The organism is Nakamurella flavida, assembly GCF_030811475.1.
GTDB classification, from domain to species: domain Bacteria; phylum Actinomycetota; class Actinomycetes; order Mycobacteriales; family Nakamurellaceae; genus Nakamurella; species Nakamurella flavida.
Genome location: NZ_JAUSQV010000001.1, coordinates 264,221 through 280,269, shown reverse-complemented (window position 1 = coordinate 280,269; position 16,049 = coordinate 264,221). Strand labels below are relative to the sequence as shown.

Sequence of the window (16,049 nt, the reverse complement as noted above, 5' to 3'; positions counted from 1 at the left end):
CGCCCACCCGCTTCCCCGAGGAGACCCATGGACACCTTCCTGACCCCCGAGCCCATCGTCGTCGAGGTCCGCAACGCCGCGGGCGACATCCGCATCGACCTCACCGACACGCACACCACCACCGTCGAGGTGGGACCGGCGACGGGCGGTGCGATGTCCTTCCTGGACGGCGTCCTGCGGTCGGCGGGCGTGAACCGGGACGGCGACGAACCGCTGCCCCGGGTCGAACTCATCCCCGCCCGCCCGGGCCGCACCGACCCGACCGCCGACACCACTGCCGACCGGTCCACCACCGAGCGGCCCGCCGGCAGGGCCCGGTTGGTCGTCGACACCGACCCGGCGCGGACCAGCTGGCGCTCCGCGTTCTCGGTCGTCGTCACCGCCCCGGCCGGCTCGGACGTCCGCGTCCAGTCACAGGCCGCCGATCTGACCGTGCACGGTCCCGCCCACCACGTGGACGCGCGCACCGCCTCCGGCACCGTCGTCCTGCAGGAGGCGAACGGGTCGCTGGCCGCCTCGACGGCCTCCGGCGCGGTGACCGTCGGCTCCACCGGCGAGCAGATCGACATCCGGACGGCGTCCGGTGACATCACCGTGGGCAGCGTGCAGCACGACGCCACGGTGGCCACCACCTCCGGGGCGGTCCGGCTCACCACCGTGCAGGCACCCACCTCGGTGCGCAGCGTGTCCGGACGGGTCACCGTGGCCGATCTGATCGGCGGCGGGGTCGAGATCACCTCGGTCAGCGGTGATGTCGTCGTCGGAGTTCATCCCGGAACCGCGGCTGCCCTGACCCTGCACACCGCTTCCGGGACGGCCGGCAGCGATCTGGAGATCACCCCGGAGGCCCCGGACAGCAGCTCCCCCGCGTCGATCGCGGTGACCAGCACGTCCGGCGACATCCGGGTACGCAGCTCCGTGCCCGCCTGAGACCGACGGCACGAGGCCTGGTGGGACCCGGTCACCGGACCCCGCGCCGTATCAGTCGGCCAGCAGCAGGGCCGTGCCGCCGCGCCGGGGGTCGGCGGCGGCGCCGTCGCGCCCGATCATCGCGACGCCACCGAAGAACGGCCGCTGACCGGGCCATTCGAGGACCTGCTCGCCCCGGGCCGACAGGGTCGCGGCGACACCCGGGCCGAAGCCAGGCTCCAGATGCACCAGGCCGGGCGCGGCGGCGAGCCGAGGGGCGGCCACCGACGCAGCCGTCCCCCGCTGCTCCAGCAGCATCCCGGCCAGCACCTGCAGCAGGCTGCTGCGGATCCGGCTGCCGCCGGCGGCGCCACCGGCGGCGAGCAGGCCACCCGAGACGGCATCCGTGACGACGTGGGGCACCATCATCGACGGCATCCGGTCGCCGGGCACCAGGATGCCGCGCAGCAGTTCGCCCTCGCCCAGCATGGAGTTCCCGTGCACGCCACCGGTCCACACCCCTGACCCCAACCCGAGGGAATGGGTCACCGCGCAGGCGTTCCCGTCCGGGTCCACCGCCACCAGGCTGGTGGTCTCCGAGCGACGGGTGGGTGCGCGCAGGGCATCGACCAGGGCCAGCGCCCGCGGAACCCCGCCCGCGCGGACCGCGTCGACGTCCAGGGCGAGGAGGGTGTCGGCGAAGGCGTCGAGGTCGTTGCCGCGCACCCTGACCTCCGCCGGTCCGAACGGCACGGTGCGCAGCGTCAGATCCGCGACCCGGTAGGCCGCCATGTCGTCCGGGGACATCGCTCCCCCGTCGGCGCGGACGGCGTCGACCAGCGCGCGGCCGCGGCGACCGGTGGTCAGCACCTCCGGGCCCTCGTGCAGCAGGTCGTCCATGGTGTCGGCCAGACCCTCGTGCAGCAGCAGTTCGCCGCCCTGCAGATGGCGCCGACCGCCCACGCCGTCGGGACGGGTGTAGACCCCCACTCCGGCGCCGATGACCATGGCCGCGGCGACGTCGGGCAGCAGATCGGCGTGCTGCTGCGGGAACGCCGCCCCGGCCTCGGCGAGATCCCTGGCCGGACGGACGATCTCGGCCCAGTCCAACCGTCCGAACCGGCGGTGCAGCTCGGCGACGCCGAGCGGGGTACCGGGCACGGCCACACTGGGCCCGCCGATCGCGTACGGCACCGACACCCCGCCGAAGGCCACGGCGATGTCGTGCGAGGGGCCGGGGAGCGTGCCGTCCAGTCCGGGGACGGCGACGAAGAAGTCCAGTCCGTGGACGGTCCCGGTCGACGCCTCGAACACGGTGGCGAAGCCGCCGCCACCGAGCCCGGTGAACAGGGTCTCGGCCGCGCACCCGGCCAACACCATCGCGGCGGCGGCGTCCGCGGCGGACCCGCCGGCCGACAGGACGGTGAGTCCGACGGCCGCGGTGGACGGATGACCGGCGGCGACCCCGGCGGGCAGTGAACTCACCGACGAAGATTACCGGCCGACCCCTACCCGGAGGGACCGCGCCGGACCGTCTGCTCCCCGCCGACCGGCACCGACCACGTCGGGTCGGGGCGGTGCGCCGACCCGACGCGACGGCCCGAACGGACCGAGCCCCGACCCACCTCCCGCAATGCGGGGGCGGACCGGGGCTCGGTCAGGCGCTGCTGGCGTACTGCAGCAGCAGGGCGGATCAGGCGAAGATGAGGAAGGCCGTGCCCAGCAGGGCGGCGACGAGGGCCATCGTGGCCACCGTCAGGGTGTAGGCGCGATCGGCCCGGTACATCTCGGTGATCTCGTTCATGGGTGCTACCTCCAGCGTCGAATCGGATGGTGGCCGCTTCGTTGCTGACCTCGTGAGAGGTGGGCGCAGGAGTCCTGCTCCCTGCTCTCACCCGGTATGACGCCCCAGAGCCACGAAAGGTTACCCGTTCGTGACCACCCTCACCTCGCGGTCCAGGTCCGCCGCCAGGTTCCCGCGGGGAGCGACCTCGACGGCGGCCAGCCCGAGCCATTGCGCCATCACTGCCAGCCGCCCGGCGGCCGCGGCCGCGGCCGCGGCCGCCACGGGATCCTGCCCCGGTTCGCACCATGCGGCCTGCACGAGCAGCCGACCGCCGGACCGATCGGCCTTCAGATCGAGCCGTCCGGCGATCCGGTCGCCGACCAGCAGGGGGAGCACGTAGTACCCGAAGATCCGACGGGCGGCCGGGGTGTAGATCTCGATGCGGTAGTGGAAGTCGAAGATGCGTTCGGTGCGGTCGCGTTCCCAGACCAGCGGGTCGAACGGGCACAGCAGGGCCGCCCCGGCCGTCGCTCGCGGCACCCGGGCGTCGCGGTGCAGATAGCCCGGCTGCCGCCAGCCCTGCACCTCGACCGGGAGGAGCACGCCGTCCTCGACCAGATCCCGGACGGCCAGGCGGGTGGGCGCCACCCCCATGCGGAAGTAGTCGGCGAGATCCCCCACCGTGCCGACCCCGTGGGCGCGGGCGGCGCGCTCGACGAGGACCCGCTGCGCGTCCGCGGGCTCCGGTACCTCCATGGCGAGGACCGCGGCCGGCAGGACCCGTTCGATCAGGTCGTAGTACCGCTCGAAGCCCACCCGGTGGGCCGTGCCGATCTCGCCGAGGCTGAACAGCGCCTCGCAGGCCCGCTTGGTCTCCGACCACTCCCACCAGCCGCTGATCGACTTCTTCCGCGCGCCCAGGGCGGCCTCGATCTGCCCCGACGTGGCCGGGCCGATGTCCCGCACCACCTCGAGGACGGCGGTGAGCAGGGCGGCGTGGTCAGTCCGGTAGCGCTCCGCCGAGGTCGAGCTCCAGTGCCGGCGCGGCCACCGCAGCAACGGGTACAGCTCGACGGGCACCATCGACGCCTCGTGCGCCCAGGTCTCGACCAGGACGCGGTCGGCCGCCCGCTTCGGCCAGACCAGGGAGTCGAGCAGCTCCACCGGGTAGTCACCGAGGCGGGCGTGCAGGGTGAGCAGATGGGCCCGGGCCAGCACGTTGACCGAGTCGATCTGCAGCAGGCCCAGGGCCTGGACCACCCGACGCAGATGCCCCCGGTCCCGCGGGCCGGGCGACGGCGGCCGATCCAGCTGCTGCGCGGCCACGGCGATCCGGCGCGCCTGCGCGGCGGACAGGGTCCGTGACGGACCGCTCCCCCGACCGCTGGTTCCGCCGGCGCCGATGACCATGTGTGGCATGGTGCCAGGCAGGTCCGACAACCCGGCCCGGACACCACCCCGAGCCGGGACGGAACGCCGGAAGCAATGCGGAAGGCACGACCCGAGGAGGGGTGCATGGCGCTGGCCACCGTGCGCGCGGCCGGACGAGCGGACGCCGTCGCGCTGTCCGACCTGCAGATCGAGATCTGGCGGACGGCCTTCGCCGACCTGCTGCCCGCGGCCCTGCTGAGCGGCCTCGCCGCGGACCCGTCGCCCCACCGGCAGGCGTGGCGCGACAAGATCGACGCCGGCGACGTCGTCCTGCTCGCCCTGGAGGGGGCCACCCCGGTCGGCCTGGCCACCGGCCGCACCGATCCGGCGGATCCCGACACCGGGGAGATCGAGGTGCTGGGCGTGCTGCCGCGCTGGGGTCGACGCGGCCACGGCGGACGGCTGCTCGCCGAGACGGGCCGACTGCTGGCCGGGCGGGGCGCGGTGCGCGGCCGCTGGTGGATCCCCGCCCGGGACGTGGTCAGCGCGACCTTCCTGGCGGCGGCGGGGTGGACGGCGGACGGCACCACCCGGGCCCTGGACGCCGACGGCCGTCCCCTGGTCGAGGTCCGGTACGGCGGCGGGCTCGCCTTCACCGTGTGGTGAGGCCTTCGGTCGTGAGCCGCGATAATACTTGACGTCTCAACTATTTAGCGGGAGACTGGTGTCACGGCGCCCGAACGGCACCGACGGCGACGGCTTCCGACCCTGAGGGACCCGGTCGCCGCAGGTTCTCGCGAACGGATCCACATGACCTCCCCCAGCACGATCTCCCCCACCACGACCGCGTCCGCGTCCGTCGACTCCGCCGCAACGCTGCTGCCCGCAGCCACGGCGATGGACGCGGTCACCCTGCACGTCGCCGATCTGGCGCGCATGTCCGGCTACTACCGCGACGCGCTCGGGCTGGTCGAACTCGACAACGGCGTCCGGCGGACCGATGTCGGCGCTCCCGGCCGCGGCGTGGTGGTGCTGGGTCGGGGCGCCGTGCCCCTGGTCGTGCTGACCCACACCCCGGACCTGCCCACGCCGCGGGCCGGCCAGGCCGGCCTGTTCCACACCGCCCTGCTCTTCACCGACCGGCCCGCCCTGGCGCGGGCCGTCGCCTCCGCCGCCGCGCATCCGCTGTCGGTGTACGTCGGTTCGGCCGATCACCTGGTCTCCCAGGCCTTCTACTTCACCGACCCGGAGGGCAACGGCATCGAGCTGTACTGGGACCGCCCACGGGCGCAGTGGCAGTGGGACGGCGGACGGGTGCGGATGGCCTCGCTGCCCCTCGACCCGCGGGCGTTCCTGTCGACCCATCTCGAGCGGGACCACCCGATCGCCCCGACCGCCGGCGACGCCGAGGTCGGCCACGTCCACCTCAAGGTCGGGGACATCCCGACCGCGCGCGACTTCTACGTCGGGACCCTGGGTTTCGCGATCACCGCGGATCTGGGCACCGCACTGTTCGTCTCCGCCGGTGGGTACCACCACCACATGGGGATGAACACGTGGGAGAGCGCCGGCGCGGGACCGCGGGCGGCGACCATCGGCCTGGGGCAGGTGTCGATCACCGTCCCCGGCCGCGCCGATCTGCAGCAGCTGGGGGCGCGACTGTCCGCGCGGGCGGTCGACTTCCAGGACGACGGCCGCACCCTGCGGCTGCTCGACCCGTGGAACTCCCTGCTGGAGATCAGCGCCGTCGACGCGTAGCCACCGGGCGACCGCACACGGGGCGGTGGATGATCGCCGGGGGCCGGCTGCGGCCCCGTCATCCTGGGAGCCTTCGTGTGGCATGAACTGTTGACCGTCCAGATCCCCGTCCTGGACAAGATCCTGCGGACCGTCCTGGTCTACGCGCTCATCGTGGTCATCTTCCGGATCATCGGGAAGACCGCGATCTCGAGCATGAACACGATGGACTTCGTGGTGATGTTCCTGCTCTCCAACGTCGTGCAGAACGCCATCATCGGCGACGACGACTCGCTGCTGGGTGGGGTGATCGGGGCGGTGACCCTGGTGGTGGTCAACCAGGCGGTCGATCGGCTGGCCTACCGCGACAAGCGGTTCCGCCACCTCGTCGAGGGCCGGCCCACCGTCGTGGTCCGGGAGGGCCGGGTGGACGAGGAGGCGCTGCGGCGGCTCGGCATCCGGCACGCCGAACTCGATCACGCCGTGCGGGTGCAGAACGGGGACACCACCGACCAGGTGTGGTCCGGGGTGATGGAACCGGGCGGTCAGTTGGTGCTGGACATCCGGCCGGCGGACCAGGCGGCCACGCAGGCCGACGTACAGGCGCTGACCGAGCGACTGGCCCGGATCGAGGCCCTGCTCATCGCTCGTCCCGACGGACCGGCGGCCACCTGACCGCCCGGATCAACCGGCGGTCCGCTCCTCGCCCTCCAGGGCGATGGACCGACGCATGGCCTCCCGGGCCCGCTTGCGATCGCCGGACAGGTTGTAGGCGACGGAGAGTTTGTACCAGCCGCGCCAGTCCTCCGGGGTCGCCTCGACCTCGGTGCGGACGCTCTCGAAGTAGGCGTCCGCCGCTTCCCGCTCGACCCGCCCGGAGGGGCGCACCGGCAGCTGCGGCTCCTCCGGCATGGCATCCTCGGCCAGCAACCGGCGGGCCAGGTGCTGGGTGCGGAAGCCGAACCGGAGCTCGAAGACCACCAGCACGGCACCGATGATCGGCAGGAGGAGGATGCCGATGCCCAGGCCGACGGCGACCGGACGGCCGGAGCCGATCATGTCCAGTGAGGTGCGGCTGATCAGGTAGAAGTAGACGGCCAGCACCGCGACGAGCACGGCGACGACCCAACGTGCCCGCATGTCAGTCCAACTCCAGCAGGGACTCGAGCCCGACGGTCAGACCCGGGCGACGGGTGGTGGCCCGCACCGCCAGCAGTACGCCGGGCATGAACGAGGACCGGTGCAGGGAGTCGTGGCGCAGGGTCAGCGTCTCTCCGCTGCTGCCCAGCACGACCTCGAGGTGGGCCACCATCCCCGGCATGCGGACGGCGTGGACGGCGATGCCGTCGACGTCGGCGCCGCGGGCACCGTCCGGATCGGAGGTGGTGGCGTCGGGCACGGGGCCGAGACCGGCGTCGGCGCGGGCGCGGGCGATCTCCCGGGCCGCGGAGATGGCCGTGAAGGACGGGGCGTCGATCTTGCCGGCGTGGTGCCGTTCGATGACCTCGACGGACTCGAAGAAGCGGGCGGCCTGCCGGGCGAACCGAGCCGTCAGCACGGCACCCACGGCGAAGTTCGGTGCCACGACCACGGATCGCTCGGGATGGTCGGCCAACCAGCCCCGGACGACCTCCAGCCGGGGGCCGAGCAGCCCGGACGTCCCGGTGACCACGTCGATCCCGTTCTCCAGGCAGAAGCGCAGATTGTCCATGACCACATCGGGGTGGGTGAACTCGACGGCCACCTGCACACCGGCCTCGACCAACGGCGTCAGCGACGCGCGCCCGCCGACCTCGGCGACCAGCTCGAGATCCCCGGCGTCCTGCACGGCCTGACAGGTCTGGGCGCCCATCCGACCGCGGGCACCGATGACGCCGACCCGGAGATGCCCGGGAACGGCCTTGCTGGGGTCGGACATGGCTGCCTCCTGGGCGCTGGGGCCTGCTGCTGCGTCGGGCTGGATCGGGGCGGGTGGGACGGGGTGCCGATCGGGCGGGGTCAGCGCACCAGCTCGGCCACCGCTCCGGGCAGGTCGTCGGTTCCGGCGTAGGGGCCGACCACGACGGCGGACCGGTGCCCGGTCAGCAACCGGGCCGCCACGGCGGTGACCTGACCCGGGGTGACCGCGGCGATCTCGGCCAGCGACCGGTCGACCGAGCGGTGGTCGGGCCGGGTCAGGATCGTGCGACCGATCCGGCTCATCCGGGATTCCGGATCCTCCAGGCCGAGCACGAGCGACCCGGCCAGCTGGCCCTTGGCCCGCCGGACCTCGGCATCGGTGATGCCGCCCCCGGCGAGGTCGTCGAGCTCGCGGCGCACCAGACCGGCGACCTCACCGAGGTTCTCCGGCTGGCAGCCCGCGTACACCGAGAAGGAGCCGACGTCGGCGTAGGCGGAGGTCCCGGCGTAGCAGGAATAGGCCAGGCCGCGTTCCTCCCGGATGGTCCGGAACAACCGGGAGCTCATCCCGCCGCCGAGGGCGGTGCTCAGCACCTCGAGGGCGGCCCGGTCGGGGTCATCCCGCGGGAGGGACCGCACCCCGACGCACAGGTGGGCCTGCTCGGTGTCCCGCTCGACCACGGCCAGCGGACGGACCCGGCCCAGTCGCCCGGAACCGGTGCGCGGCGGACGCGGCGGACGGGGCTCACCGAGGCGGCCGGCGAACGCCGTCCGGACCCAGTGCATGACCTCGGCGTGGTCCACGCCCCCGGCCACCGAGACGACCATCCGTTCCGGGGAGTACCGCCGGCGGTAGTACCCGGCGACCTGACCGCGGGTCATGGCCGAGATGGTGTCCACCGAGCCGATGACCGGCTGGGCCACCGGGTGGCCGGCGAACACCCCCGCCGCGAAGGCATCGGCCAGGGTGTCCTCGGGATCGTCGTCGCGCATGGCGATCTCCTCGAGGATCACCTGGCGTTCGGTGTCCACGTCCGGCGCCGCGACCACCGCGTCGAGCACCACGTCGCACACCACCCCGACGGCCATCGCGGCCTGTTCGGCGAGAACCCGTGCGTAGTAACAGGTGTACTCGTGCGAGGTGAAGGCGTTGAGCTCACCGCCGACGGCGTCGACCAGCTCGGCGATCTCCGGCCCGCTGCGGCTGCGGGTGCCCTTGAACAGGACGTGCTCCAGGTAGTGCGACGCCCCGGCCAGGCGCGGGGTCTCGTCGACACTGCCGACGCCGACCCACACCCCCACCGATGCGCTGCGGGCCCCGGGTACCGCCTCGGTGACCACCCGCAGTCCCTCGGGCAGGGTGGACAGGGTGATCGTGCTGCCGCCCTCGCCCCGCTCCAGCACACGGGTACGGACGGCGGGTCGACGCGGCGGGCGCGACGCGGTGGCTGCGCTCATCGCCCAGACCTCTCGGAACTCACCCGGCACCGGGGGCGGAGGACCCCGGAGACCGGAACGGCCGGGATCATCGCGAGATGATCCCGGCCGCAGCGGGTGTGGGTGATGATCAGACCTGGGCCGGGGCCGAGGCCGCACCGTTGGCCGACGCGTCGGCGGCAGCCACCGGCACGAGGCTGATCTTGCCGCGGGCGTCGATCTCGGCGATCTCGACCTGCAGCTTGTCGCCGACGTTGACGACGTCCTCGACCTTGTTCACGCGCTTGCCCTGGCCGAGCTTGGAGATGTGCACCAGGCCGTCACGGCCCGGCAGCAGCGAGACGAAGGCACCGAAGGCGGTGGTCTTGACGACCGTGCCCAGGAACCGCTCGCCGACCTTGGGCAGCTGCGGGTTGGCGATCGCGTTGATCGTGTCGATCGCCGCCTGGACGGCCTGCGCGTCGACACCGGAGACGAAGATGGTGCCGTCGTCCTCGATGGCGATGTCCGCGCCGGTCTCCTCGGTGATCGAGTTGATCATCTTGCCCTTCGGCCCGATGACCTCGCCGATCTTGTCCACCGGGACCTTGATGGTCGTGATCCGCGGCGCGAACGGGCTCATCTCGTCGGGCTCGTCGATCGCCTCGTTCAGCACGTCCAGGATGGCGAACCGGGCGTCCCGGGCCTGCACCAGCGCGGCCTTGAGGACGTCGGACGGGATGCCGCTGAGCTTGGTGTCCAGCTGCAGGGCGGTGACGAAGGTACGGGTGCCGGCGACCTTGAAGTCCATGTCGCCGAACGCGTCCTCGGCGCCCAGGATGTCGGTGAGCGCGACGTAGTGCGTGCTCTCCGTGCCGTCCTCGCCGGTGACGACGTCACTGACCAGGCCCATGGCGATACCGGCGACGGAGGCCTTCAGCGGCACACCGGCGTTCAGCAGCGACATGGTCGAGGCGCAGACCGAGCCCATCGAGGTGGAGCCGTTGGAGCCCAGCGCCTCGGAGACCTGCCGGATGGCGTAGGGGAACTCCTCGCGGGAGGGCAGCACGGGCACCAGGGCCCGCTCGGCCAGCGCGCCGTGGCCGATCTCGCGGCGCTTGGGCGAACCCACGCGGCCGGTCTCGCCGGTGGAGTACGGCGGGAAGTTGTAGTTGTGCATGTAGCGCTTGCGCGACTCGGGGTTCAGCGTGTCGAGCTGCTGCTCCATGCGCAGCATGTTCAGGGTGGTGACGCCCATGATCTGGGTCTCGCCACGCTCGAAGATCGCGCTGCCGTGCACGCGCGGGACGTAGCCGACCTCGGCACCCAGGGTGCGGATGTCGGTGAGGCCACGACCGTCGATGCGAACCTTGTCGCGTAGCACGCGCTGGCGGACCAGCTTCTTGGTCAGCGAGCGGTAGGCGTTGCCGATCTCGCCGGTGCGACCGGCGAACTGCTCGCCGATCTGATCCAGCAGGGCCTGCTTGATCTCGTCGGTGCGGGCCTCGCGCTCCTGCTTGCCGGCGATGGTCAGCGCCTGGGCCAGGTCGTCGGAGGCAGCCGCGGACACGGCGTCGAAGACGTCGGACTGGTAGGCCGGGAAGACCGGGAACTCCCGGGCGACCGGGGTCGACTGGGCGGCCAGCTCGGACTGCGCGCGGCACAGCTGGGCCAGGAACGGCTTGGCGGCCTCGAGGCCGGCGGCCACGACCTCCTCGGTCGGCGCGGTGGCGCCGCCGTTGACGAGCTCGATGGTGCGCTCGGTGGCCTCGGCCTCGACCATCATGATCGCGACGTCCTCGGCGGCGGTGCCGACGTTGACGGTGCGACCGGCGACGACCATGTCGAAGGTGGCGCGCTCCAGCTCGGAGTGGCGCGGGAAGGCCACCCACTGGCCGTCGATCAGCGCGACGCGGACGCCGGCGACCGGGCCGTCGAAGGGCAGACCGGAGATGGTGGTCGACGCGGACGCGGCGTTGATGGCCAGGACGTCGTAGAGCACGTCCGGGTTCAGCGCGAGAACGGTGACCACGACCTGGATCTCGTTGCGCAGACCGTCGACGAAGGTGGGGCGCAGCGGGCGGTCGATGAGCCGGCAGGTGAGGATCGCGTCCTCGGACGGGCGGCCCTCACGACGGAAGAACGAGCCGGGGATGCGACCGGCGGCGTACATCCGCTCCTCGACGTCGATCGTCAGGGGGAAGAAGTCGAAGTGCTCCTTGGGGTGCTTGCTGGCGGTGGTCGCCGACAGCAGCATGGTGTCCTCGTCGAGGTACGCGACGACGCTGCCGGCGGCCTGCTGGGCCAGCCGACCGGACTCGAAGCGGATGGTGCGGGTGCCGAACGAGCCGTTGTCCAGGACAGCGGTGGCGCTCGTGGCGGTGGGATCGGACATGTGTCTCCTTGTGCTGGGGAAGGCCACGACACACCGGGACGGGACGTGTGCGCCGAGGGGCGCACCGGGCGCCGCGCTCGATGGACCCGCCCCCGGATGCTCCGGGAATCGGGTCGCGAGCCGCCGTGGCGGGTCCGCGAACGATGTTGCCGGCCTTCGATCGAAGCTGTCGGAACCTGCGGGGCACGAGGGTGCGAACGAGGTGTTCCGACGGCCACTACCGAAAACCGACCCGGGTTCGCCGGACGGGCACGGGCGACGGCGCGTGCCGTGCGGTGGTGTCGTGACGGTCTTCAGTTGTGACGCCGGCGGCGTTCGGTGCCGGCCGGCGGTGGTGCCCCGGATCGTCCGGGCCTCGTCCGGCCGTGACGGCCGGCCCGGGATCGGACCCCGGATCGTGGTGCGGGCGTCGGCCACTGCCTGCGGCCGACGTGACGGTGCCTCCGGGGCCGCCCGTGGGACGGCTCCCGGAAACACCTCAGGGGAGGCCCGGTGGGCACTCCCCTGACGGTGGAACTAGCGACGCAGCCCGAGCCGCTCGATCAGCGTGCGGTAACGGGTGATGTCGACGGTCTGCAGGTAACGCAGGAGCCGGCGACGACGCCCGACGAGGGCCATCAGCCCACGGCGGGAGTGGTGATCGTGCTTGTGCATCTTGAGGTGCTCGGTGAGATCCTGGATGCGCTTGGTCAGCATGGCCACCTGGGCCTCGGCCGAACCGGTGTCGCCCTCGTGCGTGGCGTACTCCGCGAGGATGTCCTTCTTCTGCTCAGTGCTCAACGCCATGGTGCTGTACTCCTCGGTGTATCCGTCCGTGTGCTGCCCGCTCCGGTGTCGTGACCGGGGGGATGACGGTACCGGCCGCCACGGACTGCAGCCGGACCCACGACTCGATGTTACCAGCGCGCGACCTGCGGGTCCGCGACCCCCCGCGGCTCGGCACCCACCGTGCGCGACGATCAGGTCGTCTCGGCGGCCAGGACCTCGCGGGTCCGGGCGACGTCCAGGTCGATCTGGGCGATCAGGGCCTCGACGGAGTCGAACCGCCAGGTGGGCCGGAGCCGTTCCACGAACTCCAGCGCGACCCGACGCCCGTAGAAGTTGCCGCCCTCGTCGATGACGAAGGCCTCCACGGTGCGGACCTTCCCGGAGAAGGTGGGGTTGGTGCCGATGGAGATGGCCGTGGGTGACCGGCGGCTGCCCAGCACGAACCAGCCGGCGTAGATGCCGTCGGCCGGGACGGCGGTGTGCGGTTCCATGTCGAGATTGGCCGTCGGGTACCCGAGTTCGCTGCCGCCCCGTCCCTCCCCGTGGACGACGAAACCCTCCACCCGGTGGTGCCGGCCCAACGCCCCGGCCGCCGCCCGGACGTCGCCGGCGTCGACGCAGGCCCGCACGTACGTGGAGGACACGACCACCTCGTCCGCCCGCCCCGCGGCGTCCTGGGCGGCCACCAGGTCGAACCCGCGGGCGGCGAAGCCCCACCGCGGGCCCAGCTCCTGCAGCGTGCGCACCGAACCGGCTCCGCGGTGACCGAACCGGAAGTTCTCCCCCACCACCACCAGGGCCGCGTGCAACCGGTCGACCACGATGTCGTGGACGAACGTCTCGGCCGGAACGGCAGCCAGGGCGGGGGTGAACGGCACGACCAGGAACGCGTCGACGCCGAGCTCGGCGATCAGCTCGGCCCGGCGGCGCAGGGTGGCCAGCATCGCCGGGTGATTTCCCGGTCGGACGACCTCGGCCGGGTGCGGGTCGAACGTCATCACCACGGTGGGCAGGCCCAGCTCACGGGCGGAGGCCACCGCATCCGCGATGAGCGCCTGGTGCCCGCGGTGCACCCCGTCGAACATCCCCACGGTCAGGACGCACCGCCCCCAGCCCGCCGGGATCTCCTCCAACCCGCGCCAACGCTCCACACCTGCTCCTCGATCATCGGGACACTGCGACCAGCCTGCCACGACGGGGCGGTGGCCCCCGACGGGTGGTCACCGGGCCCTCACGGGGCACCCGGGCCGGATCCGCTGCGCCGCATCGGGTTCGATCGGCGACCGGTGGTCGGGGATCAGCCGGCGGTCTGCCAGCCCAGGACCGAGCGGGCCCGACCGGCGTCCTCCCGGACCAGGGCGATCAGGGCGTCGTCCCCCGCCCGGAAGACCCCGACGACACCGGGCAGGCCGGCGGCCGGGACGCTGCGGCCGTGGCCCAGATCGGTGGCCTCCTCGGCCGACACCGTCCGGGTGGCGAAGGCGAGCCGGACGGCGTCGGCGGCGGCCAGCAGCTCGGCGGCCACCCGATCGCCGGCGTCGGGCGCGTCGCCGTCGGGACCGGCGACGGGCAGGGTCAGCGCGCCGTCCAGCGAGAACGGGCCCACTCGGGTCCGCCTCAGCCGGGTCAGGTGACCGCCCACCCCGAGGGCGGCCCCGAGATCGCGGGCCAGCGCCCGGATGTAGGTCCCGGTGGTGCAGTCCACCTCGACCTCCAGGTCCAGATGTCCGTCCCCGTCGTGGTGCTCGGCCAGCAACGCGAACCGGGACACGGTGACGGGCCGCGCCGCCAGTTCGACCGCCTCGCCGTCCCGGACGCGCTGGTAGGCGCGCCGGCCGTCGACCTTGATCGCGGACACCGAGCTCGGTACCTGCAGCAGGTCACCGGTGAGCGGCCCGATGGCGGCCCGGACGCCCGCGGTGTCCAGCGCGGCGACCGCGGAGGCGGCCGCCTCGGCGACGATCTCCCCGTCGCTGTCGTCGGTGGTGGTCGACGCGCCGAGCCGGATGGTCGCCGAGTAGGTCTTGTCGGTCAGCGCCAGGTGTCCGAGCAGCTTGGTCGACCGGTCGACGGCGATGACCAGCAATCCGGTGGCCAGCGGATCCAGCGTGCCGGCGTGACCGACCTTGCGGGTGCGCAGCAGACCCCGGACCCGGCCGACCACGTCGTGCGAGGTCCAGGTGGTGGGCTTGTCCACCAGCAGCAGCCCGCCCCCCGGAGGCAGCGGCACCGGCGGGCGGCGCGGGGGTCGGTCGGTCCGCGGCGCCCGAGCCGTCCGTGACGCCTGGGCCGCCCGGGCGGAGGAGCCGTCGGCGCCGGTCATCGGGGCACCCGGGGAACCCAGAGCGGGTCGCCCATGTCCTCCACGAGCCGGCGGTCGCGTTCCGCGGCGGCAGCTTCCACGGCCAGCATCTCCTCGTCGACCAGATCGCCCCGGTGCGGGGAGATCGAGAACGGTACCGACTCGCCCCGCGCGTCGGCGAGCAGCACCGCGGCCCGCGTCCGCCGCCACCAGGTCAGCAGCCGGAGCAGCCCGAGCACCGTCACCACGACGAAGACCCCGAAGGCCCAGCGGAACGCGGCCAGCGAGTGGGTGTCGCCGCCACCGTCGACCAGATCGAGGATCTGGCCGACCAGGTACACCGACAGCACGGCCCCGGCGAACCCGCCCACGTTGACCAGCCCGGTCGCGGTGGAGATGCGGTGCCGGGGGTTGTAGTCGCGGGCCAGCAGGAAGCCCACCGAGGAGGCCGGGCCACCGATGGACAGGGCGATGACGACCGCGACGACCAGCGCGGTCGGCGGCCGCCCGCCCGGCCAGGCGATCAGGGTGATCCAGCCGACCAGGCACAGCAGACTCACCGACACCGCGATGGGGATGCGCACGACCGGCCGCCGGGCCACCGTGGGCCCGATGACCAGGCTCGCGGCCACGCCGCCCAGCACGAACGCCAACAACATCCCGGCGGCCGTCGAGGGCGCGTACCCCAACCCCTGGGTCAGGTACGGGTAGCCCCACAGCACGCCGAACGTGGTCGGGCAGGCCATCGTCGTCAGGTGGACCCAGAACCCCAACCGCCCGGACGGCAGCTGCCAGGCCAGTTTGACCTCGGTCCACACGCGGGCCCCCTGCACCGGCCCCGCCGCGGCCCGCTCGTCCCGCTCCCGGAACGGCGCGGCCGTCGCCGGCCGGAGCAGCAGCACCGAGTAGGCCAGCGACAACCCTCCGGCCAGGGCGAAGGTCGGGCCCCAGCCCCACCCGTGCAGCATGCCGGTGAGCGGAACGGTGGCGACGACGTTGCCGGCCATGCCGACCAGGCCGGTGAACACCGCCTGGGTCGGGTAGCGGCGGGCCGGGAACCAGCCGGCGACCAGGCGCAGCACGGAGATGTAGGTCATCGCGTCGCCCATGCCGAGCAGGCCCCGGGCCAGCAGGGCCGGCACGTACGAGTCGACCACCGCGAACAGGAGCTGGGCCGTCCCCATGACCAGGGTCGCGGCCAGCAGCATCCGACGTGCGCCGTACCGGTCGACCAGGATCCCGGTGGGGATCTGCATGACCGCGTAGACGGCCAGCTGCAGCACGACGAAGGTGCCCAGCGCCGCCGCGCCCACGTGGAGCCGGTCCGCGGCCATCGGCCCGGCCACGCCCAGGGACGTCCGGTTGAACACGGCGAGGAAGTAGACCCCCGCGCCGACTCCCCAGATCACCCAGGGCAGCCCGGTCACCCGGGGCAGCCGCAGACGTCGAGGGTCCGCCGGCGATGC

At 73.0% G+C, this 16,049-nt stretch carries 14 protein-coding genes; 4 read left to right on the top strand and 10 right to left on the bottom strand.

What is annotated here, in order from left to right:
- Window positions 1-27 precede the first annotated feature (27 nt).
- The gene (locus tag J2S58_RS01270) at window positions 28-930 is read left to right on the top strand and encodes a DUF4097 family beta strand repeat-containing protein (RefSeq protein ID WP_205255207.1); all 903 of its coding nucleotides are present in this window, start codon (window positions 28-30) and stop codon (window positions 928-930) included.
- A 51-nt stretch (window positions 931-981) separates the two neighbouring features.
- On the opposite strand, the gene J2S58_RS01265 is transcribed toward J2S58_RS01270, so the two are convergent.
- Both J2S58_RS01265 and J2S58_RS01260 read right to left on the bottom strand, forming a co-directional pair.
- Complete coding sequence (locus J2S58_RS01265; RefSeq protein ID WP_205255206.1) at window positions 982-2,394, bottom strand: gamma-glutamyltransferase; 1,413 nt, start codon at window positions 2,392-2,394, stop codon at window positions 982-984.
- A 439-nt stretch (window positions 2,395-2,833) separates the two neighbouring features.
- Complete coding sequence (locus J2S58_RS01260) at window positions 2,834-4,105, bottom strand: winged helix-turn-helix domain-containing protein (protein WP_240188308.1); 1,272 nt, start codon at window positions 4,103-4,105, stop codon at window positions 2,834-2,836.
- 105 nt (window positions 4,106-4,210) lie between these two features.
- On the opposite strand from J2S58_RS01260, the gene J2S58_RS01255 reads away from it, so the two are divergent.
- The 3 genes from J2S58_RS01255 (at window position 4,211) to J2S58_RS01245 (ending at window position 6,478) form a co-directional block, all read left to right on the top strand.
- Window positions 4,211-4,732, top strand: coding sequence for a GNAT family N-acetyltransferase (locus J2S58_RS01255; protein ID WP_205255204.1), 522 nt, complete (start codon window positions 4,211-4,213; stop codon window positions 4,730-4,732).
- A gap of 144 nt (window positions 4,733-4,876) precedes the next feature.
- On the top strand, window positions 4,877-5,824 hold the full coding sequence (locus J2S58_RS01250; RefSeq protein ID WP_205255203.1) for a VOC family protein: 948 nt from the start codon (window positions 4,877-4,879) through the stop codon (window positions 5,822-5,824).
- A 90-nt stretch (window positions 5,825-5,914) separates the two neighbouring features.
- The gene (locus J2S58_RS01245) at window positions 5,915-6,478 is read left to right on the top strand and encodes a DUF421 domain-containing protein (RefSeq protein WP_205255202.1); all 564 of its coding nucleotides are present in this window, start codon (window positions 5,915-5,917) and stop codon (window positions 6,476-6,478) included.
- 9 nt (window positions 6,479-6,487) lie between these two features.
- Here the strand turns inward: J2S58_RS01245 and J2S58_RS01240 are convergent, their stop codons facing one another.
- The 8 genes from J2S58_RS01240 to J2S58_RS01205 all read right to left on the bottom strand — a co-directional run bounded on the left by J2S58_RS01240 (window position 6,488) and on the right by J2S58_RS01205 (window position 16,010).
- Window positions 6,488-6,943: a tetratricopeptide repeat protein gene (locus tag J2S58_RS01240; RefSeq protein ID WP_205255201.1), complete on the bottom strand. Its 456-nt coding sequence runs from the start codon at window positions 6,941-6,943 to the stop codon at window positions 6,488-6,490.
- Between the two features lies 1 nt (window position 6,944).
- The gene (dapB, locus tag J2S58_RS01235) at window positions 6,945-7,721 is read right to left on the bottom strand and encodes a 4-hydroxy-tetrahydrodipicolinate reductase (protein ID WP_205255200.1); all 777 of its coding nucleotides are present in this window, start codon (window positions 7,719-7,721) and stop codon (window positions 6,945-6,947) included.
- An 80-nt stretch (window positions 7,722-7,801) separates the two neighbouring features.
- On the bottom strand, window positions 7,802-9,160 hold the full coding sequence (locus J2S58_RS01230) for a M16 family metallopeptidase (protein ID WP_205255199.1): 1,359 nt from the start codon (window positions 9,158-9,160) through the stop codon (window positions 7,802-7,804).
- A 109-nt stretch (window positions 9,161-9,269) separates the two neighbouring features.
- Complete coding sequence (locus J2S58_RS01225; RefSeq protein WP_205255198.1) at window positions 9,270-11,513, bottom strand: polyribonucleotide nucleotidyltransferase; 2,244 nt, start codon at window positions 11,511-11,513, stop codon at window positions 9,270-9,272.
- A 516-nt stretch (window positions 11,514-12,029) separates the two neighbouring features.
- Window positions 12,030-12,299, bottom strand: coding sequence for a 30S ribosomal protein S15 (gene rpsO, locus J2S58_RS01220; protein ID WP_205255197.1), 270 nt, complete (start codon window positions 12,297-12,299; stop codon window positions 12,030-12,032).
- A gap of 173 nt (window positions 12,300-12,472) precedes the next feature.
- Window positions 12,473-13,432 carry a bifunctional riboflavin kinase/FAD synthetase gene (locus tag J2S58_RS01215; RefSeq protein ID WP_205255196.1) on the bottom strand — a complete coding sequence of 320 codons (960 nt, stop codon included), beginning with the start codon at window positions 13,430-13,432 and terminating at the stop codon, window positions 12,473-12,475.
- Window positions 13,433-13,578: 146 nt separating this feature from the next.
- Window positions 13,579-14,604, bottom strand: a complete 1,026-nt coding sequence (gene truB, locus J2S58_RS01210) for a tRNA pseudouridine(55) synthase TruB (protein ID WP_205255195.1) — start codon at window positions 14,602-14,604, stop codon at window positions 13,579-13,581.
- Window positions 14,601-16,010 (bottom strand): MFS transporter, encoded by a 1,410-nt coding sequence (locus J2S58_RS01205; protein WP_205255194.1) that lies wholly within the window; start codon window positions 16,008-16,010, stop codon window positions 14,601-14,603. Before J2S58_RS01205 ends, truB begins: the two co-directional genes overlap by 4 nt.
- Window positions 16,011-16,049 lie beyond the last annotated feature (39 nt).